Source organism: Lentilitoribacter sp. JB5-8, from assembly GCF_055693385.1.
In genome coordinates this window covers 3,159,391-3,179,677 of record NZ_CM146332.1, presented here as the reverse complement: position 1 = coordinate 3,179,677, position 20,287 = coordinate 3,159,391, and the positions used below count along the sequence as shown (strand labels likewise).

The window sequence follows — 20,287 nt, the reverse complement described above, 5'->3', positions numbered from 1 at the left end:
ATGTCGTCATGTACAGATTTTGCTCCGGATTATTCCGCTGCGATCGTTCACCCGTCTCCAAATTTTGGCGAGCGCCGCGGCGTTAGTCGACCTGACATGCTCATCTTGCATTACACCGCTATGGAAACAGCAATTGCTGCACGAGATTGGCTATGCATTGAGGAATCTCAGGTATCTGCGCACTACCTTGTCGATGAGCTTGGCCAAGTGACGCAAATGGTTCGCGAACAGGATCGCGCTTGGCATGCAGGGCAAAGTATATGGAAGGGTGAGAGTGATATTAATTCTCGATCCATCGGAATTGAGATTGCAAATCCTGGTCACGAATTTGGCTGTCCAGAATTCGCGCAAGCTCAGATCGCCTCTGTAATTGAATTGTCGAAATCTATTATTGATCGCCATGACATTTTGCCTGAACGTGTTTTGGGCCATTCTGACATCGCACCAGCACGCAAGCGGGATCCAGGAGAGTGGTTTCCTTGGCAGGAATTGTATGCCAATGGCATTGGGCATCTGGTTGATCCATCCCCAATCCGAAGTGGTCGATATTTCATGCGCGGTGAAAGTGGACAGCCAATTGAAGCATTGCAATCCATGTTGTCGCTTTATGGCTATGGCACAGATATTACAGGTGAGTTTGATGAGCGTACTGAACAGGATATCATTGCGTTTCAACGTCATTTTCGTCCTGAAAAAGTAGATGGGATTGCAGATATGTCGACCATCGAAACGCTACATCGCTTGCTTTCGGCCTTGTCTTAATCGCGAAATGTTTGTTTTTTCTATTTCTTGCAACACATGTTTACTGCAGTGCCACAATTTGGACTGAATTTCGCCGTTTAGAGGCGCAATAAACACTGAGCGATTTGGTCGCTGATTTACAAGAAATTTTAAGGAAATATTGATGAGAGTTATGGTCACGGCCTGCCTTTTGGGCAGCGCGCTCATGCTATCTGCTTGCCAAACAACAAGCAGCGATAAAGAAGTAGATAAAACCACAAAAACATCGTCGGTTAAAAAAAGTAGTGTTAAACAAACAACCACAACAAGTTCTGCTTCAGGTTATACTGCTTCACCATACGATAAACTCATCCAAAAGCATGCGAAGAAAAACGGTGTCCCGGTGTCACTGGCACGGGCTGTTGTTCAGATTGAAAGCAATTACAACGCAAGCGCCAGAGGTGCCGCGGGTGAGGTCGGTTTAATGCAGATCAAACCGGCTACGGCTCGCGGTATGGGATATTCAGGATCGACGAAAAATTTATACCACCCAGAGAACAACATCGCTTACGGCATGAAATATCTAGGTGAAGCTTACCGCCGGGGTGGTGGCACCACTTGTGGCGCAATTTTAAAATATAATGCCGGGCACTATGCCAAGCGTATGAACCCAGTGTCAGCGAAATATTGTCAGCGCGTTAAGGCTATTTTGAAGTAGCAGTTTCTTATGCCAAATATATAAAGCTGCTTCTAGTATTTGGTTTGATTATGCTATAGTGAGCCTCGTGTCAGTTGGCCGGGCAACCGCTTTAAATTGCGTTTCGCGATTTGGGGAGGAAAGTCCGGGCTCCATGGAATAACGGTGCCGGATAACGTCCGGCGGGGGCGACCCTAGGGAAAGTGCAGCAGAAAACAAACCGCCTATGGATCTTTATGGTCCACGGGTAAGGGTGAAAAGGTGGGGTAAGAGCCCACCGCACAATCGGTAACGAGAGTGGCAGTGTAAACCCCACCGGGAGCAAAACCAAATAGGGATGGCGTGGTGCTTAGCATCGGCAGTTTCCAGGCTAGTCATCCGGGTAGGTTGCTTGAGGCGATTTGACCGTGTAAACGGCGCCCCAGACGAATGGTTGCATGAATTTTACCGCTGGTAAAATGATAACAGAACCCGGCTTATAGGCCAACTGACACATTTACCTTTTAAAGAAAACATGATCCCAAAACATCGGCGTTTGGGCTGGATTTCCTATATTTTGATGCAGCTTGGAGAGGAATCCTAACGCTTCGTTAATCTTAACGAGTTATGAATAATTAATTTGAATTGAAACGTTAATAAAAGATAAAATCCCATTGACGCCCAATTTTGCCCATGCTATCCCAATATACATCAAATGGTCAAAAAAATTGTGGCGCTGAATAGAGGTCTTAGCGACGTGATTACCGATCATCGTGTCAGAAAAGCACAGACGTGTGTGCGATCTTTTGCTAGGGGGCAAATGTTTCGCTTTGGCTCAAAAGGGATAGTAGTAAAGCGTAATGAACAGGTTCTTGTCGCAAGTGACAAAGAAGGTGGACGCGAAGGGGCGAGTATCAGTCCCGTCGGCGTTCAGGACTGTTCTTACTCGGTTAGATATTCGAGATCTGTATGTGTTCCAAGATTTTGTGTTTCCGGCGATTTCTATCGCTGGTCCCGAGGTTCTGGAGCGTTTCGAGCGGCATATAGATCAGGGCGATCCGTTTTCAATGGAGGCCAACAAAATGTCTCTGCTAATTCACGGTGGTGGCGTTTTTATGAAGCTCGATGGGGAAGGGCGGCTCGTGGTCACGGATTTTATTCGCGATTTTGCCGGCATAACGGATCAAGTGACCTTTGTGGGTCGCGGAGATTATTTTCAGCTCTGGGAGCCGTCAGCATTAACGAGGATGCAAGACGAAACCCGGCGCGAACGAATGGAGCAATCGGTTCGTTCAACCTGAGGCGAGGGAACGGAATAGTGGCGGGTTTTGACGATGTGGCAACAGACGTCAGTGGCGGACCAGTTCGCCATGTTCCGGTTCTTCTCTCAGAGGTTTTAGAGGCTTTAGAGCCAAATCAAGATAAGATAATTTTTGACGGCACCTTTGGTGCGGGCGGATATTCTCGTGCGATCATAGAGAAGGGTGCAAAGGTCGTTGCTACGGACCAAGATCCTGAAGTGATTTCCAATTCTGATGAGATTAAGGCTGAGTTTGCAGATCAGCTTTCTCTGCATCATGCAAAGTTTTCACAGATTTTAGATATTGTTGAAGAAGGTTCGCTAGATGGCTTCGTGCTTGATATCGGCGTTTCTTCTATGCAGATCGATCAGGCTGAGCGCGGATTTTCGTTTATGCAAGACGGACCGCTTGATATGCGTATGTCTCAAGACGGGGTGAGTGCAGCTGACGTTGTAAATACGCTCAAATCAAATGAGCTGGCGCGTATATTTGGATTTTATGGCGAGGAAAAGAAAGCCGGTCGCATCGCTCGTGCGATTGAGCAGGCGCGTCTTGAAGAACCGATTACGACGACAGGCCAATTGGCAAAGATCGTCTCCAATGCTGCGCCGCGTAAGATGGCAGATCGCATTCATCCGGCAACGCGTGTTTTTCAGGCTTTGCGCATTTATATCAATGATGAGTTGGGTCAGCTTGCTCATGCTTTATTAGCGGCAGAAAAGGCGCTTAAACCCGGTGGACGGCTTGTTGTTGTAACTTTTCATTCTTTGGAAGATCGCATCGTGAAGAAATTCTTCACTGATCGTTTTGGCCGCGTTTCTGGTTCGCGCCATTTGCCGCAAATCGAGGTGCCGGATGCAAGCTTTGAACAGCTGGGCAAAAAACCAATGATTGCAGCAAGTAAGCATGAAGCTGAGATTAACCCGAGATCGCGTTCAGCAAAACTGCGTGCTGGTATTCGTACCGATGCACCTTGCGGTTCGGCAGATATGAAAATCTTTGGCTTGCCAAATCTATACCCACTTAAAAAAGTTGCGGGGTTGGTTTAGATGTTTCGAGCATTTGAAGTGTTATTGATTGTCGCGGTTCTCGCCGCTACTGCATACACGTTCTACATCAAGCATGAATCAGAAGAGCGTTTGGCTGAAATCCGCAGGCTAGAGGCTGAGATTAAAACCCATAAAGATACAATCGATTTGCTTGAGGCTGACTGGAGTTTGCTCAATCAACCCGCACGCGTTCAAAAGCTTATTGAGGCGTTTCATGAACAATTGCAGCTCACCACAACTGAGGCTGAGCAGATTGTAAAACATGATGAATTGCCGCGAATTAAGCCGGAGCCAGAAATTGAAACAGATGAAATTGCCGATCAAATCATGACAGGTGCGGTTGAGTGATGAAACATAGCATAATGAAACTATTCTTTCCGAAAAAGGCAAGTATCTCTCTGGGCGGGCAGAGTGAAGATATTGCGATTTCATCAAGTCGTGTTTCTGATGCCAATAGAACGGGTAACCGCATTGGTATTGCTATGATCGCCTTTTCGCTCATGTGCGTGGTCGTTGGGGGTCGTTTGGTGCAATATGGCATGAAGTCTCCCGAGACGGTTTCATCTATCCTGCCGAGCAACACATTGCTTGCATCGCGCCCCGATTTACAAGACCGCAACGGTGAAATTTTGGCGACCGATATTCGAACGGTTTCGCTTTATGCTGAGCCGCACAAAGTGGTTGATCCTGATGAAGTGGTTGAGCAATTGGCCATTGTATTACCGGATCTTGATATTAAGAAAACCTACAGCAAGCTGTCATCGAAGTCTCGTTTCCAATGGTTGCGTCGCCAATTAACACCGGGTCAGCAAAGCGAGATTTTATCACGCGGTATTCCTGGTATTGGTTTTAGACCGGAAAAACGTCGCTTTTATCCAGGTGGTCCAACTGCGTCTCATGTTGTGGGCCATGTAAATATCGATAATGTCGGTATTGCCGGTATGGAGAAGTATGTAGACGGGCAAGGGCTTGGTGATCTTGCAAGCGTTGGGCTCACCGTTGATGAAGCGCTTGAACCTGTCAAACTTTCTATCGATCTGCGCGTTCAGCATGTACTTCGTGATGAATTGTCAGCGGCAATGGATCGTTATCGCGCCATTGCAACAGCGGGTGTTGTGCTTGATATTCATACAGGAGAAGTGATCGCAATGTCTTCGCTTCCGGATTACAATCCAAATAATCCTGTTGATGCGTTACAAAAAGATCGTCTGAACCGAATGACCGCTGGTACATTTGAGATGGGGTCCACGTTTAAGGCATTTACAACTGCAATGGCACTTGATTCAGGCCATGTTTCCATGAATGACAGTTTTGATGCGCGAAAGCCCATTCGTATCGGTGGTTTTACGATTTCCGATTTCCATGGAAAAAACCGCGTTCTTTCAGTTCCTGAGATCTTTATTTACTCATCGAATATCGGGACTGCTAAAATGGCGGATGTTGTGGGTGTCGATGGGCACCAAGAGTTTTTGACACGATTGGGCTTGCTATCAAGAATGCAAACTGAGTTGCCAGAAGTAGCAACACCAAGCCAACCGAAAAAATGGAAAAAGATCAACTCGGTTACGATCTCATTCGGGCACGGAGTGTCAACGACACCGCTCCAGACTGCTGTTGCTGCTGCGGCTTTGATGAACGGTGGTAAACTTATTCCACCATCATTTGTTCCGCGCACGCGCAATGAAGCCAATCAGTTGGCAAAACAAGTGATGTCGGACAAAACAAGTCAGTCTATGCGTGAGCTTATGCGCATGAATGTAGAACAAGGTTCCGGTCGTCGTGCCGAAGTTGATGGTTATTGGGTTGGTGGCAAAACTGGAACAGCTGAAAAAGTGGTCAATGGAAGATATTCTTCACAAGTTCGCTTTAATGCCTTCTTGTCTGCGTTTCCAATTAATGATCCCAAATATGTTGTTTTGGTGATTGTTGATGAGCCAAAGCCTGAAGAAGGTAAGAAATATGCAACAGCGGGGACAAATGCTGCGCCGACAGTGCGTGAAGTTGTCCGTCGTTCTGCTGCTTTGTTGGGTGTTCGACCAAAATTTGGGGATGGAGAGGGTGATCGTCTCACATCCTATTAATTGATCATATTTCGACCGCAAGGTTGTGCTATAGAGATTCGCGGAATACGGCGAATACGGGGATGAAATGAAACTTGGCGATATAGCTGCAATTGCGGGTATCCACAATTCTGAGCTGTCGGAAGACGCTTTAAATGTTGTAGTAGACGGACTTTCGGCAGATAGTCGGAAAATTCAGTCCGGTTTTGTGTTTTTTGCGCTCTCAGGTGATAAGGCAAATGGTGCTCAGTTTGTCATGAGTGCCTTGGAAAACGGCGCATGTACTGTTGTTTCATCCGAAGAAATTTCTGGGCTAAATGATACTATTCCAAATCTTGTCGTTGAAAACCCTCGTTTGGTTTTAGCAAAAGCTGCTGCTGCGTTTTATAAAACTCAGCCGAAAACAATTGTCGCCGTTACCGGAACAGCAGGTAAGACTTCTGTTGCATCATTTGTTCGTCAGATATGGGATAAGATTGGTCAACAAGCTGCAATGATTGGCACAACTGGTATTGTTGCACCCGGACGAAAAGAATATGGCGCATTAACAACACCTGATCCTGTGACTTTACATTCATTAATGTCTGAACTTTCAAATGATGGTGTGACCCATTGTTCAATGGAAGCTTCAAGCCATGGACTTGATCAGTATCGGCTAGATGGCATTGAGCTTGCGGCTGCTGCGTTTACGAATTTAGGCCGCGATCACATGGATTATCATCCAACTGTTGAGCATTATTTCAATGCGAAAATGGCGTTGTTTAATCGTGTGCTGCCCAAAGGTTCACCGGTTGTTATTTTCGCCGATGATGAATGGTCAGACAAAGCTGCCGCGCATGCAAATGATGCAGGTCATCGTGTTTTAACTGTGGGGCATAAAGGTTCATTTTTATCACTCAAGCGTGTTGAGCAGCATCGCCACGAGCAACGCGCAGAAATTCATCATGAGGGCGAGATATTTGAAGTAAATCTACCGCTTGCGGGTGATTTTCAAATGTCTAATGCTTTGGTTGCCGCAGGCCTTTGTATTGCCACAGGGTCTGATGCGAAATCAGTGTTAAAAGCTCTTGAAACAATTGAAGGTGCCCCTGGTCGTTTGGATCTAGTTGGAAAATCGAAAACTGGTGCGCCTGTATATGTTGACTATGCTCATAAGCCTGATGCGCTTGAACATGTTTTGAAGGCCGTTAGACCATTTACCACAGGGCGCATAGTTCTCGCTTTTGGTTGTGGTGGTGACAGGGATAAAGGCAAGCGCAAATTGATGGGTGAGATTGCATCAAGGCTCGCTGATGTTGTGATTGTTACAGATGACAATCCTCGTTCGGAAACACCAGATGCCATTCGCGAAGAGATTTTATCAAGCGTGCCTGATGCGATTGATATTGGTGATCGACAAAAGGCAATTGAAGCCAGTATTTCCATGCTTGAAGAGGGCGATAGTTTGATCATTGCAGGCAAAGGGCATGAGCATGGTCAGATCGTTGGAGACACGACACTTCCCTTTTCTGATCATGAAGTTGCGCGAGCCGTATTAGGTTTGGAGGGGTAGATGGATTTACTTTGGACTTCAGATGAGCTGGTTAGCGCAATGGATGGTCGACCCGTTGGCGATATGCCAGAAGGCGTGACAGATGTTTCCATTGATAGCCGCAATGTACCTCAAGGTGCAGCGTTTTTTGCAATTAAAGGCGATCGTTTTGATGGGCATGATTTTGCCAGTGCTGCACTTGCCAATGGCGCAGGTATTCTCATCATAGCTGAAGAAAAAATCCCTGCTATGGGTAACTTGAACGCACCGATGATTGTTGTTGGTGATGTGTTAGCAGCGCTAGAAGCTTTAGGGCGCGCTGCAAGACGCAGAGTGTCAGGTAAAGTTGCAGCGGTTACGGGTTCTGTGGGCAAGACCACCACGAAGGAAATGTTGCGTACCGCGCTCACGCCATCTGGAAAAGTTCATGCTTCGGTTGCCTCATTTAACAATCACTGGGGTGTGCCGCTAACACTGGCGCGAATGCCGCGAGATACTGATTTTGGTGTTTTTGAAATTGGAATGAACCATTCGGGCGAAATTCGTACGCTTGTGGATATGGTCCGCCCAGATGTTGCAATGATCACATGCGTTGAAGCTGCGCATATGGGTAATTTTAAAAATCTCAATGAAATTGCTGATGCCAAAGCCGAGATTATGGAAGGCATTGTTAAAGACGGCTCGATGATCCTTAACTTGGATAATGACCTCTTTGGCTATCTGAAGAAAAAAGCCAACGCGCTTGGTTTAAAAGATCGAACATATTCTTATGGTCGCAACAAAAAAGCGGATTTTGAACTGTTAAATCTGCGAAGCCATGCAGACTGCTCATGTTTAACGGTTAAAATCAAAGGTGAAGAAATTGCTGTTAAACTCGGTGCGCCTGGGGATCACATCATACAAAATGCTATCGGAGTTTTGGGTATGTGTTCGCTGCTGGGTGCTGACATGGCGCTTGCGGCACTCGCCTTGGCTGATTTTGAACCTGAGAAGGGTCGCGGGGAACGATCACTTCGACAAATTGGTGCTGGATATTTTACGCTCATTGACGAAAGTTATAATGCAAATCCAGCCTCAATGCGTGCAGGGATTTCACTGCTGGCAGCGTGTGAGCCAGGGCGCGGCGGTCGCCGCATCGCTGTCTTAGGTGACATGCTAGAAATGGGCGAATTTTCTGAGAAGCTTCATGTTGAACTCGCGCAGCCTTTGCAGGAAGCTGGCGTTGATATTGTTGCGCTTTCTGGCAAAGATATGAACTATCTTGCCGATGCTATTCGCGGTGAGATGCAGGTTTACTACCGCACAGATTTAGATGCGTTGATTGAGTGGTTGATGAGTAAAGTCCGCAGTGGTGATGTGATTATGGTCAAATCATCACTTGGTATTGGATTTGGCAAAGTCGTCAAAAAATTACAGGAAAAATTTCCCGAATGTGAGCCCGATGATGATCAGCTCGCATCCGGTGACTAGGGGGTCTAATGTTTATTTGGTTGGTTGAGTTTGCCGACAGTTTTCCGGTTTTAAACTTATTTAGGTATATCACATTCAGAACTGGTGGAGCGCTTTTCACAGGCGCACTTATTGTGTTCTTATTTGGACCAAAAATCATTAATTCCCTGCGCGTTCGTCAGGGGCGCGGCCAACCTATTCGCGCCGATGGACCTCAAACCCACTTTAAGAAAGCCGGTACCCCGACAATGGGTGGGCTGATGATCCTAGCTGGTATTGTGATCAGTTCGCTGTTGTGGGCTGATCTTGGGAATACCTATGTTATTACCACTTTATTGGTCACACTTGGTTTTGGTGCAATTGGCTTTTATGATGATTATTTAAAGGTCACCAAGCAATCGGATAAAGGGTTTTCAGGTAAAGTTCGTCTTCTTCTAGAGTTCTTAATTGCAGGCGTTGCAGTTTATTTTATTCTCAGCCAATCCATGTCTGCAACCCAAGACCAAAGCGAAACATTCGCGACATCGTTATCCTTCCCGTTCTTTAAAGATTTCTTGTTGGATCTTGGCTTGTTCTTCATCCCATTTGGCGCATTCGTCATCGTATCCGCTGGTAATGCTGTCAACTTAACCGATGGCTTGGACGGTTTGGCAATTGTGCCCGTCATGATCGCAGCTGCTTCTTTCGGAGCGATTGCATATTTGGCGGGTAATGCGCTTTTTGCAAACTATCTACAAATTCATTTTGTGCCAGGAACTGGTGAGCTTGCGGTAATCTTGGGGGCGGTAATAGGAGCAGGTCTTGGTTTCCTATGGTTTAATGCGCCACCCGCTGCGATCTTTATGGGTGATACGGGTTCGCTCGCGCTAGGTGGCTTGATTGGTACCGTGGCGGTTGCGACCAAACACGAGATTGTCATGGCCATCATTGGCGGATTGTTTGTGCTTGAAACCATGTCGGTGATTATTCAGGTGATCTCATTTAAACTCACTGGAAAGCGCGTGTTTAGAATGGCGCCAATTCACCACCATTTTGAGAAAAAAGGGTGGACCGAAAGCCAGGTTGTTGTGCGGTTTTGGATCATTGCCGTTATGTTGGCAATGGTTGGTCTTGCGACATTGAAATTGAGATAGAGCAAAATGATACCTGCTCGAAGCTTCAAAGATAAAAAGGTCGCCCTGTTTGGCCTTGGTGGGTCGGGTTTTGTTACTGCAAAATCTCTCATGGCAGGTGGTGCAGATATTGTTGCCTGGGATGATAATCCTGAACAGGTCGCAAAATCTGCCAGCGAAGGTATTCCTACATCCGATCTTCGTGATATCGATTGGGGTTCTATTAATAGCTTCGTATTGGCGCCTGGTGTTCCGCTTACTCACCCCAAGCCGCATTGGACGGTGGACTTAGCTCAAAAAGCTGGTGTTGAAATCATCGGCGATATTGAAATCTTTTCACGCGAGCGCGCAGCAATTGCCCCTGAATGTGCATTTGTTGCGATCACAGGAACGAATGGGAAGTCGACAACAACAGCGCTCATTTCGCATATTATTGCTGAGAATGATTTAAACATTCAAATGGGCGGCAATATTGGTACAGCTGTCCTATCACTCGACCCTCCACAAGATGACAGCGTTTACGTTGTTGAATGCTCATCCTATCAGATTGATCTTGCGCCATCGCTTCATCCAAGTGCGGGTATTTTGCTCAACTTAACACCCGATCATCTCGATCGTCATGGTTCCATGGCCCATTATGCTTCGGTGAAAGAACGTTTGGTGGCGAAAAGTGAAAATGCAATTATCGGCATTGATGATGAGTATTGCAAAAAGATCCAAGAGGGACTTCAAGCGAACGGAGTTGTTAATACGCCGATCTCAGCAAAGCACACGCTTGATAATGGTCTGTTTTCAGATGACAGTTTGATTATTTGCTCAGACGCTGGGGAAAATAAAGTCGTTGCCGATCTTTCCGGAATTGAGACCTTACGTGGTCAACATAATGCGCAAAATGCTGCTGCTGCAATTGCAGCATGCCATACCATTGGATTGTCATTTGATGCTATTTCAGATTCTCTTTCATCGTTTCCGGGTCTTAAGCATCGCATGCAGCCTGTTGCACGGTTGGCTGAGTTGCTTTTCATCAATGATTCAAAAGCGACAAATGCCGAAGCCACAGCGCCTGCACTTAAATCATATGACGATATATTCTGGATTCTGGGTGGTTTGCCCAAAGATGGTGGTATTACGGCATTATCTCCGTATTTTGAGCGTGTGCGGAAAGCCTTTTTGATTGGTGAAGCTGCACCAAAATTTGCTGCTGAATTGGGCGATGAAGTCGATTTTGAAATTGCTAACACGCTCGAACTCGCCGTTTCGCATAGCCAGGCGTCAGCGAAGGAATTTGCCGCGCAATCTGGGCGTAAGGCTACTATTTTATTCTCGCCCGCATGTGCAAGTTTTGATCAGTTCCGGAATTTTGAAATCCGAGGCGATTGTTTTGTTGATCAAGTTGCTAAAATTGAAGGTATAGAAATGCTCATACCGCATAAACTGAAAGGTGATGCAGATGGTTAGCCGTATTGAACGTGGTGCTGTTGCAAGCTGGTTTTGGACTGTAGATCGGTTTTTGCTAATCGCATTTGTCGTCTTGATCCTTTTAGGTTTTATGCTTTCATTTTCCGCAAGTCCCGCCGTTGCAGAACGCATTGGGCTTGATAGCTTTCACTTTGTAAAACGCTTTGCCATTTTCATGGTGCCTTCATTGATAACCTTGGTTGCGATTTCGTTTTTAGATGCACGTATGGTGAGGCGAGCTGCTATTTTATTATTGCTTGGCGCTGTTGCTATGATGGTGCTTACGCTCTTCATCGGCAGCGAAATTAAAGGTTCGCGACGGTGGCTATCTCTTGTGGGTTTTACATTGCAACCATCAGAATTCATGAAACCTGCTTTTGTGATCATATGTGCGTGGTTGTTTTCAGAGCGTAGTCGTCATCCTGAAATACCTGGAAATCTATTTGCAATCATTCTTTTTGGCATTGTTGCTGCCCTTTTGATTGCGCAACCTGATTTGGGCCAAACCATGTTGCTAACAGCGGTTTGGGGTGCAATGTTCTTTATGGCTGGTATGCCGTGGATTTGGATCATCGCCTTGGGTGGATTGGCCATTGCTGGGTTTATAACCGCTTATACCATTTTTCCACACGTCGCCGGTCGTATAGATCGTTTTTTAACAGGTGAGGGTGATACGTTTCAGGTTGATACAGCGCGTGAAGCAATCATTCGTGGCGACTGGTTTGGACGTGGACCGGGTGAAGGAACAATAAAACGCATTTTACCTGACAGTCATACTGATTTCATTTTTTCAGTCGCGGCTGAAGAATTTGGTATTTTGTTTTGTATCGTGCTTGTGTCGATCTTTGCGTTTGTGGTGCTGCGCACATTGCTGCATGCAGCGCGTGAAACAGATGAGTTTACGCGCTTAGCTGTAAGCGGACTTGCGCTGCTTATTGGTGCACAATCAATGATCAATATTGGTGTTAATCTAGAATTGCTTCCAGCTAAAGGAATGACATTGCCGTTTATTTCCTATGGTGGTTCGTCCATGCTGGCGATTGCCATAACTGTTGGATTTATTTTGGCGCTTACGCGACATCGCCCCGAAAAGCGGGCGCGCAACAAAATTGTTATGCCGAGCAAAGTCAAACCTTCTATGGCAGTTTAGGAAAAGCGGAAATGGGTCAGAAGACTTTTCTATTGAGCGCAGGTGGCACGGGTGGGCATTTATTCCCCGCTCAAGCCTTGTCAGTCGAGCTGAGTGCGCGCGGACATCGCGTTCATTTGGCAACTGATAATCGTGCCAGCCGATACGCAAATACGTTCCCATGCGATGATATGCATATTATTCCATCTTCCACGATTGGTTCGAAGAACCCGTTCAAGGTGGCTAGGGCGCTTTGGACTTTGTTCAAGGGGATGCGAAAATCAAGCCATTTAATCAGAACTTTGCGACCTGATGCGGTTATAGGGTTTGGTGGATATCCTACATTACCTCCACTTTTATCTGCAACACAAGCAGGCAAGCCGAGTATATTGCATGAGCAAAATGCGGTCATGGGACGAGCAAATAAGCTGCTGGCCAATCGAGTAACTGCGATAGCTGGAGGGTTTTTACCCGAGAATTCAGGTGTTTATTCAGATAAGACGATCGTCACTGGAAATCCGGTGAGACCAGCGGTCATCAAAGCTGCGGAGCAAGCATATAAGTCTTCAAATGGTGATGAGACATTTAACCTCGTTGTTTTCGGTGGCAGTCAGGGTGCTCAATTTTTTGGTCAAACAATTCCTCAAGCGATTGCCAAACTTTCAGCTGACTCGCAAAAACGTTTAAAGCTCACTTTGCAGGCGAGAGAAGAAGATCTTGAACAGGCTCAAACCGAGTGTGCTGAGATGAATATCGACGCAGAAATATCTCCGTTTTTTGATAATATGGCGGCGCGGATTGCCGATGCACAATTGGTTATATCACGTTCAGGTGCATCTACCGTTTCTGAACTAGCGGCAATTGGTCGTCCTGCTATACTCGTTCCTTATCCCTTTGCGCTTGATCATGATCAGGCTGCTAATGCAAAAGGCATGTTGGAAAAAGGTGGCGCGGAGGTTGTTGCGCAATCAGAATTGTCCGCAGATAAACTTGCAGAAATGATTGAAAATCGGATGAACAACCCGCTTGAAGCGGAAAAAATGGCGGCAAATGCAAAACTTGCTGGAAATTTGGGTGCTACAAGCTTGCTTGCCGATCTTGTTGAGGCTATGGCCCAAGGTACATCAATTCGAGAATTTAAGGATCAGCAAGCATGAAGATGCCTGAAACAATAGGACTTGTACATTTCGTTGGTATCGGCGGAATTGGAATGAGCGGTATTGCAGAAGTGTTGCACAATTTGGGTTACAAAGTGCAGGGCTCCGATCAGTCAGACAGCGCAAATGTGCAGCGTCTGCGTGAAAAGGGTATCGACGTCTTTATTGGTCATTCAGCAGCAAATCTCGGTGACGCGGAAGTATTGGTGGTCTCAACTGCAATTCGTAAAGATAATCCTGAATTGGTTGCTGCGCGTGAAAAGCTGTTACCTGTTGTGCGTCGTGCTGAAATGCTTGCAGAACTTATGCGTTTCCGTAATGCAATTGCGATTGGTGGCACGCACGGGAAAACGACGACCACATCCATGGTTGCCACTTTGCTCGAATCTGGCGGTTTAGATCCGACCGTTATCAATGGTGGTATCATCAATGCCTATGGCACCAACGCGCGCATGGGCGAGGGTAAATGGATGGTTGTCGAAGCGGATGAATCCGATGGTACTTTCTTAAAGCTTCCTGCCGATATCGCTGTGATTACCAATATCGATCCAGAGCATCTTGATCACTACGGAGACTTTGAAACAGTTAAAGCCGCCTTTGCACAGTTTGTAGAAAATGTCCCATTTTACGGTTTTGGCGTATTGTGCATTGACCACCCTGAAGTGCAAGCACTTGCGAGCCGCATCTCGGACCGTCGTGTTGTCACTTATGGTCAAAACCCGCAAGCTGACGTGAGATTTTTAAACCTGAGCCAAAAGGGCAGCACTTCCACTTTTGACATTGAAATCCGCGGACGTGGTACAAACGATGTTGTGAATGTGGAAGGTCTGACATTGCCAATGCCTGGTTTGCATAATGTATCCAATGCAACAGCTGCGATTGCCGTTGCGCTTGAACTGGGCATGACAACTGAAGAGATAGCCGCCGGTTTATCTAAATTTGGTGGCGTTAAACGCCGTTTCACCCATGTTGGTTCATGGAACGGCATGGATATATTTGATGATTACGGTCATCATCCGGTTGAGATTAAAGCTGTATTAAAAGCTGCGCGGGATGCATGCGAGGGTAAAGTTATTGCCGTGGTACAACCGCATAGATATTCACGTTTGGAAAGCCTGTTTGATGATTTCTCATCCTGCTTTAACGATGCGGACACGGTGATTTTAGCACCGGTTTTCGCAGCTGGCGAAGAGCCAATTGAGGGTGCTGACTCAAAAAGTCTTGCCTCTCGCTTGAAGACTGGTGGTCATCGCGATGTTAGATTGATTGATGGTCCTGCAGATTTAGCTCCGATGATTAAAACAATTGGAACAGACGGAGATTTCTTATTGTGTCTTGGGGCAGGTAATATCACCCAATGGGCGGCAGCTTTGCCGAAGGAACTTCAAAGCCTGGATGGGAGCTAAAATGAGCAGCTATGAGTGCACAAGCTTAGTTTCAGACTTGGGTGATAAGTTAAGTGATATAAAAGGTCGCATTACCGAGCAAGCACCTTTATCGCAAGTCACCTGGTTTCGCACCGGTGGACCTGCTGCTGTGATGTTCCAACCAGCGGACGAAGATGATCTTGCCAATTTTTTATCCCTCTTGCCGGAAAATGCCCGAGTATTACCAATTGGGGTCGGATCGAACTTGTTGGTGCGAGATGGTGGGTTAAACGCCGTCGTTATTCGCCTTTCTGCCAAAGGTTTTGGTCAAACAGAACAGATCTCACCGACACAGCTTACGGCAGGCGCTGCATGTCCTGATAAACGAGTAGCTGCTGCGGCTCTTGATGCTGGAATTGGCGGGTTGCATTTTTATCACGGAATACCCGGTGCAATTGGTGGTGCGTTGCGCATGAACGCGGGTGCCAATGGTCATGAGACGAAGGATTGCTTGGTTGCAGTTCATGCAATTGATCGCACTGGCAAGAAACACATTCTAACCAACGAGGATATGAAATATTCATATCGTAAATCAGGCGCTCCTAAAGATCTGATTTTCACCAAAGCTGTGTTTGAAGGTCCACAAACGTCCAAAGATGAGATTAAAGACGCTATGGATGCGGTACAGCATCATCGCGAGACATCTCAACCAATTAAAGAAAAAACCGGTGGGTCGACCTTTAAAAACCCTCCCGGCCATTCAGCTTGGAAAGTTATTGATGAAGCTGGTTGCCGCGGGTTAACGATTGGTGGCGCTCAAATGTCGCCCATGCACTGTAATTTCATGATCAATACTGGGCCTGCCACATCTTATGATTTGGAAAAACTTGGTGAGACGGTTCGCCAGAAAGTGTTGTTACATTCTGGTATTCGGCTGGAGTGGGAAATCAGACGTCTAGGTGACTTCACACCAGGTCAAAATGTTGAAGCTTTTATGGGGCAGATGCTGTAGTAATTGGTTATAAAAACGCCTTACTAACCAACTTTCCTAATTCTCGAAATTCTTTTGCGCGTGGGGACCTAGCGCGCCAAGCCAAACCGATGGTACGGCTGGGTTCGGGATCACCAAAGCGCATGACTTTAACCTCTTGCGATTTGTTTTCCACTGGTAAGCTGATTTCAGGTAGCAGTGTCATGCCCAAACCATTTCCAACCATTTGCACAAGTGTTGATAAGCTTGAAGCCCCAAATGTTGCAAAGCTCGATATTTCGCGCAAATGGCAATAGGTCAGTGCCTGTTCACGCAAGCAATGACCTTCTTCCAAAAGCATCAGCTCTCCATTTGCAAACAGATCCGGTGTTGCGTAGGCGTCATTGCTGCTTTCATGGTCTGGCGGCATTGCCAACAAAAATTTATCTTCCATAATTGGCATTGTTGAAATTGAGTTATTTTCAACTGGAAGCGCCAAAATGAGCAAATCAAGTTCGCCATCTTCCAATTTTTCAAGAAGAAGATGCGTTTGAGTCTCATGCAATACGAGATTAAGGTTCGGCAAGTCGTTGCGAATACTCGGCAGCAATTTGGGTAAAAGATACGGCGCAATTGTGGGAATAACGCCGAGCTGTAATGTTCCTTGCAGTGTGTCTTTCGTACTTTGCGCATATTCGGTCAATTCGCGCATTTGCTCGGTGATTTTACGGCTCCGAGCGAGTAATTCTAAGCCGTGTTTTGTAATGATCGCGCGTTTATTATTTCGCTCAAACAGCAAAATATCTAGTTCGCGTTCCAATTCTTTTATTTGCATGGAAAGCGCTGGCTGACTTACCGCGCAATGTTCAGCAGCTTTGCCGAAGTGGTTGAAGCGCGCAACAGCCTGGAAATATTTGAGTTGTTTAAAGGTTGGCATAATCAGAAATACTAATGGAAAAATCTTTTAATTGCTAGTTTTTCTTATTGTTAACTTTGGTTAAAATTTTCTTTTCGTTAAGATTTTATTATCTATATCTCGCGTATTCTCCAGTATTACAAAATGCGATTTTAACCTATTTAAGGACGGAATTTTCCGGAGGGTATGATGCCTGATAAACATGTTGCGGTTCTATATGGCGGTTTTTCGTCAGAACGCCCAGTCAGTCTTTCGTCCGGCGAAGCCTGCGCAGCAGGTTTAGAACGTGCAGGTTACAAGGTCACGCGCGTCGATGTTGACCGAAATTTATCGCAGATTTTACATGAAATAAAACCAGATGTTTGTTTTAATGCGCTTCATGGTCCGTTTGGAGAAGATGGAACTGTACAAGGGTTGTTGGAATATATGGAAATTCCATATACGCATTCTGGTGTCTTGGCGTCGGCGCTAGCAATGGACAAAGAACAGGCCAAAATTGTCGCCAAATCCAAAGGTATTCCGGTTGCGGAGGCGAAAGTACTAGACCGTCATGATTTTAAATCAACGCATCCAATTCAGCCGCCATATGTTGTAAAACCCGTTGCTGAAGGCTCAAGCTTTGGCGTTGTTATGGTTAAAGAAGGGCAATCTCACCCTCCGCAAATTATCACATCTGATGAATGGACATATGGCGATCGCGTCATGGCGGAACGATTCGTTTATGGGCGAGAATTAACCTGTGCAGTTATGGGAAATGTTGCGCTTGGTGTGACCGAAATTTTTGCAGAAGGCTCAAGTTTCTACGACTTTGACGCCAAATACAAAAAAGGTGGTTCAAAACATCAATGTCCGGCGAAAATTTTACCAAATATTTACCAAAAGATTCAGACATTGGCTTTGAAGGCCCATAAGGCGATCGGATGTCGTGGTGTTAGTCGTTCAGATTTTCGTTATGATGATCGATTTTCCGAGAATGGAGAGATCATTTGGCTGGAAGTAAATACACAGCCTGGAATGACAGAAACTTCTCTTGTGCCTGAATTGGCTCAGCATGCTGGGCATAGTTTCGAAGAATTAGTTAGTTGGATGGTGGAAGACGCTTCGTGCTCTCGTTGATTGAAAAAATCTTTGACTTGAAAGGTAGCTCAGCTTCATTGGGAAGCGGAGAGCAAACTTTCGCGCGTCGTCTTTTAAGACCACTTATTCGCCGCTCGACACGCGCCAGCGCGGATATTTTGTCTGGCCATAAGAAAATCCCAAACCATCTTGGAACATTTGCGACATTGGCATTCTTTGCAGGTGTCTTCAGCTATGGTTCCGTTGCAGGCGGACATAGCGAGATCGCTTTACGCACAATGACATCGGCCGTTGGTTTTGCGATTGAAGAAATTAAAGTCTCTGGCAATGTTGAAACATCTGATATCGATATTTTGCAGGAGTTGAGACTAGATGAAACATCTTCGCTTTTAACACTTGATTTGGCGAAAGCACATGCGCAGCTTTCCGAACTTCCTTGGGTTCAACATGTTGAATTGTTGAAAAAATATCCGGCAACCTTGCATGTGAAGATTGAAGAGCGCCAAGCGTTTGCGATCTGGCAGCATGGTGACCAACTTTCCCTGATTGAGCGCGATGGGGATGTGATTGAAAATTACGATGGCGTTCGCAACACCGATCTTCCATTCTTTGTCGGTATTGGCGCTGAAATTCATGCGGCCCGCATGTATGATACGCTTTCTCGATGGCCATCATTCTTAAGTGAAGCAAAAGCAATTATCCGAGTTGCGGATCGTCGCTGGGACCTACGATTGAAAAATGGCGTGACTTTGCATCTTCCAGAACAGGGTGTTGATGCCGCTCTTGCTCATTTTAAAGCCTTTGATGAAGCTCAAGAAGTTTTGCGCCGAGATATTGCTCAAGTCGATCTTCGTATCGCAGATCGCGTAACAATTCGTTTGACCCCAGAAGCTCTGGAACGCAGAAAGTCAGCTCTTTTAGAGCGCACCAAAGAACTTAAGAAGCGGAAGAAGTCATGAGCTTATTCCGTCAAAAATCTTCGCTGCCACGCCTAAAACCGTTATCTAACAAGCGGCCTACAATTGTGACTGTGCTGGATATTGGCTCGTCTAAAACAGTTTGTTTTATTGGCCGTTTAACACCTTTATCTGATAGCGAAGTGTTGGCGCATCGCACGCATAAAGTTGAAATCATTGGAATTGGGCACCAAAAATCACGCGGTGTTAAAGCTGGCGTTATTATGGATATTGAGCAGGTTGAAAATTCAGTTCGATCTGCTGTTGATACCGCTGAACGTATGGCAGGTGTGACGGTTGACTCACTTATTATCAACGTGACAGCCGGCCGATTAAAGAGTGAAATCTTTACTGCATCAATTGATTTGGGTGGTGAAGAAGTTGCTCATAGTGATCTGACAAAGGTTGTAAACTTGGTGACGAAGCGCACGCTAAGCCACGAACGTTCGATCTTGCATTCATTGCCAACCAGTTATGCGCTTGATGGCGAGCGCGGGATTATTGATCCAGAAGGCATGTATGGTGATAAGCTTGGTGTTGATCTTCATGTTCTAAGCGCGGATCGTTCACCTCTTAAAAACTTAGAAATGTGTGTTAACCGCGCGCATTTAACCGTTGAAGCGATGGTGGCAACACCATATGCATCCGGTCTTGCATCTTTGGTATCAGATGAAGCTGAAATGGGCTGCGCATGTGTGGACCTAGGTGGTGGAACCACAACAATTTCAGTCTTTAATGAAGGTAAGTTCATTTTTGCTGACGCTGTTGCTTTGGGCGGACACCATGTCACAATGGACCTGGCACGCGGGCTGACAACACGTTTTGAAGATGCTGAGCGCATTAAAGTGATGCATGGTTCATCCTTGCCGTCAGCATGTGATGATAAAGACGTCATTTCTATCCCGCCAATCGGCGATGAAATGGGCGATCACTCCGCGCAAGTTTCAAAAGCTATGGTCGCACGCATAGTAAGAGCGCGCGTTGAGGAAACACTTGAGTTAGTTCGCGATCGAATTCAACAATCAGGTTATGCACCGATTGTCGGAAAGCGGGTGATCTTAACAGGTGGTGCAAGTCAACTTACTGGGTTGGCCGACAGTGCTAGACGAATTTTGGCACGCAATGTTCGGATCGGTCGACCTTTAGGAGTTTCCGGATTGCCTGCAGCGGTGAAAGGGCCAGCCTTTTCAGCAGCATCTGGATTAATGATTTACCCCCAAGTGGCAGATATCGAAGCCCATGGTTCTGAAGGGACTATGTTGGCAGCGGCAAGTGGAACAAGCGGACGATTGGCTCAGATGGGCCAGTGGTTCAAAGAGAGTTTTTAATTTCAAGGTTGCGGTACCAAATCAATGCGTC

General features: G+C 46.2%; 18 protein-coding genes and 1 other RNA gene. 18 read left to right on the top strand and 1 reads right to left on the bottom strand.

Annotation, left to right across the window (positions count from 1 at the left end):
* The 15 genes from ACZ1GZ_RS15515 (at position 1) to murB (ending at position 16,021) form a co-directional block, all read left to right on the top strand.
* Positions 1-762: an N-acetylmuramoyl-L-alanine amidase gene (locus tag ACZ1GZ_RS15515; RefSeq protein WP_472665785.1), complete on the top strand. Its 762-nt coding sequence runs from the start codon at positions 1-3 to the stop codon at positions 760-762.
* Positions 763-904: 142 nt separating this feature from the next.
* Positions 905-1,438, top strand: a complete 534-nt coding sequence (locus ACZ1GZ_RS15510; protein WP_472665784.1) for a lytic transglycosylase domain-containing protein — start codon at positions 905-907, stop codon at positions 1,436-1,438.
* A 70-nt stretch (positions 1,439-1,508) separates the two neighbouring features.
* An RNA gene (gene rnpB, locus ACZ1GZ_RS15505) (RNase P RNA component class A) lies at positions 1,509-1,912 on the top strand.
* A gap of 344 nt (positions 1,913-2,256) precedes the next feature.
* Positions 2,257-2,697, top strand: coding sequence for a division/cell wall cluster transcriptional repressor MraZ (gene mraZ, locus ACZ1GZ_RS15500; protein ID WP_472668329.1), 441 nt, complete (start codon positions 2,257-2,259; stop codon positions 2,695-2,697).
* Positions 2,698-2,711: 14 nt separating this feature from the next.
* Positions 2,712-3,746 carry a 16S rRNA (cytosine(1402)-N(4))-methyltransferase RsmH gene (gene rsmH / locus ACZ1GZ_RS15495; protein WP_472668328.1) on the top strand — a complete coding sequence of 345 codons (1,035 nt, stop codon included), beginning with the start codon at positions 2,712-2,714 and terminating at the stop codon, positions 3,744-3,746.
* Positions 3,747-4,094: a cell division protein FtsL gene (ftsL, locus tag ACZ1GZ_RS15490; protein ID WP_472665783.1), complete on the top strand. Its 348-nt coding sequence runs from the start codon at positions 3,747-3,749 to the stop codon at positions 4,092-4,094. It begins immediately after the preceding gene.
* The gene (locus ACZ1GZ_RS15485) at positions 4,094-5,827 is read left to right on the top strand and encodes a peptidoglycan D,D-transpeptidase FtsI family protein (protein WP_472665782.1); all 1,734 of its coding nucleotides are present in this window, start codon (positions 4,094-4,096) and stop codon (positions 5,825-5,827) included. Before ftsL ends, ACZ1GZ_RS15485 begins: the two co-directional genes overlap by 1 nt.
* Positions 5,828-5,894: 67 nt before the next feature.
* On the top strand, positions 5,895-7,358 hold the full coding sequence (locus ACZ1GZ_RS15480; RefSeq protein ID WP_472665781.1) for a UDP-N-acetylmuramoyl-L-alanyl-D-glutamate--2,6-diaminopimelate ligase: 1,464 nt from the start codon (positions 5,895-5,897) through the stop codon (positions 7,356-7,358).
* Positions 7,359-8,807: a UDP-N-acetylmuramoylalanyl-D-glutamyl-2,6-diaminopimelate--D-alanyl-D-alanine ligase gene (locus tag ACZ1GZ_RS15475; protein WP_472665780.1), complete on the top strand. Its 1,449-nt coding sequence runs from the start codon at positions 7,359-7,361 to the stop codon at positions 8,805-8,807. It abuts the gene before it with no gap.
* Between the two features lie 8 nt (positions 8,808-8,815).
* The gene (gene mraY / locus ACZ1GZ_RS15470; RefSeq protein ID WP_472665779.1) at positions 8,816-9,919 is read left to right on the top strand and encodes a phospho-N-acetylmuramoyl-pentapeptide-transferase; all 1,104 of its coding nucleotides are present in this window, start codon (positions 8,816-8,818) and stop codon (positions 9,917-9,919) included.
* 6 nt (positions 9,920-9,925) lie between these two features.
* Complete coding sequence (gene murD / locus ACZ1GZ_RS15465; protein ID WP_472665778.1) at positions 9,926-11,356, top strand: UDP-N-acetylmuramoyl-L-alanine--D-glutamate ligase; 1,431 nt, start codon at positions 9,926-9,928, stop codon at positions 11,354-11,356.
* Positions 11,349-12,506: a putative lipid II flippase FtsW gene (gene ftsW / locus ACZ1GZ_RS15460; protein WP_472665777.1), complete on the top strand. Its 1,158-nt coding sequence runs from the start codon at positions 11,349-11,351 to the stop codon at positions 12,504-12,506. Before murD ends, ftsW begins: the two co-directional genes overlap by 8 nt.
* 11 nt (positions 12,507-12,517) lie before the next feature.
* A complete protein-coding gene (murG, locus tag ACZ1GZ_RS15455; RefSeq protein ID WP_472665776.1) occupies positions 12,518-13,642 on the top strand; it encodes an undecaprenyldiphospho-muramoylpentapeptide beta-N-acetylglucosaminyltransferase in 1,125 nt (374 codons plus the stop codon).
* A complete protein-coding gene (murC, locus tag ACZ1GZ_RS15450) occupies positions 13,639-15,048 on the top strand; it encodes a UDP-N-acetylmuramate--L-alanine ligase (RefSeq protein WP_472665775.1) in 1,410 nt (469 codons plus the stop codon). The genes murG and murC overlap by 4 nt, the downstream gene beginning before the upstream one ends.
* Before the next feature lies 1 nt (position 15,049).
* Complete coding sequence (murB, locus tag ACZ1GZ_RS15445; protein WP_472665774.1) at positions 15,050-16,021, top strand: UDP-N-acetylmuramate dehydrogenase; 972 nt, start codon at positions 15,050-15,052, stop codon at positions 16,019-16,021.
* A 7-nt stretch (positions 16,022-16,028) separates the two neighbouring features.
* On the opposite strand, the gene ACZ1GZ_RS15440 is transcribed toward murB, so the two are convergent.
* Entirely contained in the window at positions 16,029-16,916 is an 888-nt protein-coding gene (locus ACZ1GZ_RS15440) for a LysR substrate-binding domain-containing protein (RefSeq protein WP_472665773.1), read from the bottom strand.
* Between the two features lie 168 nt (positions 16,917-17,084).
* Between ACZ1GZ_RS15440 and ACZ1GZ_RS15435 the strand changes: the two genes are divergently transcribed.
* The 3 genes from ACZ1GZ_RS15435 to ftsA are packed head-to-tail and all read left to right on the top strand — an operon-like array spanning position 17,085 to position 20,256.
* On the top strand, positions 17,085-18,011 hold the full coding sequence (locus ACZ1GZ_RS15435; RefSeq protein WP_472665772.1) for a D-alanine--D-alanine ligase: 927 nt from the start codon (positions 17,085-17,087) through the stop codon (positions 18,009-18,011).
* Positions 17,999-18,931, top strand: coding sequence for a cell division protein FtsQ/DivIB (locus ACZ1GZ_RS15430; RefSeq protein ID WP_472665771.1), 933 nt, complete (start codon positions 17,999-18,001; stop codon positions 18,929-18,931). Before ACZ1GZ_RS15435 ends, ACZ1GZ_RS15430 begins: the two co-directional genes overlap by 13 nt.
* Positions 18,928-20,256, top strand: a complete 1,329-nt coding sequence (ftsA, locus tag ACZ1GZ_RS15425; protein WP_472665770.1) for a cell division protein FtsA — start codon at positions 18,928-18,930, stop codon at positions 20,254-20,256. Before ACZ1GZ_RS15430 ends, ftsA begins: the two co-directional genes overlap by 4 nt.
* The last annotated feature ends 31 nt before the right edge of the window (positions 20,257-20,287 follow it).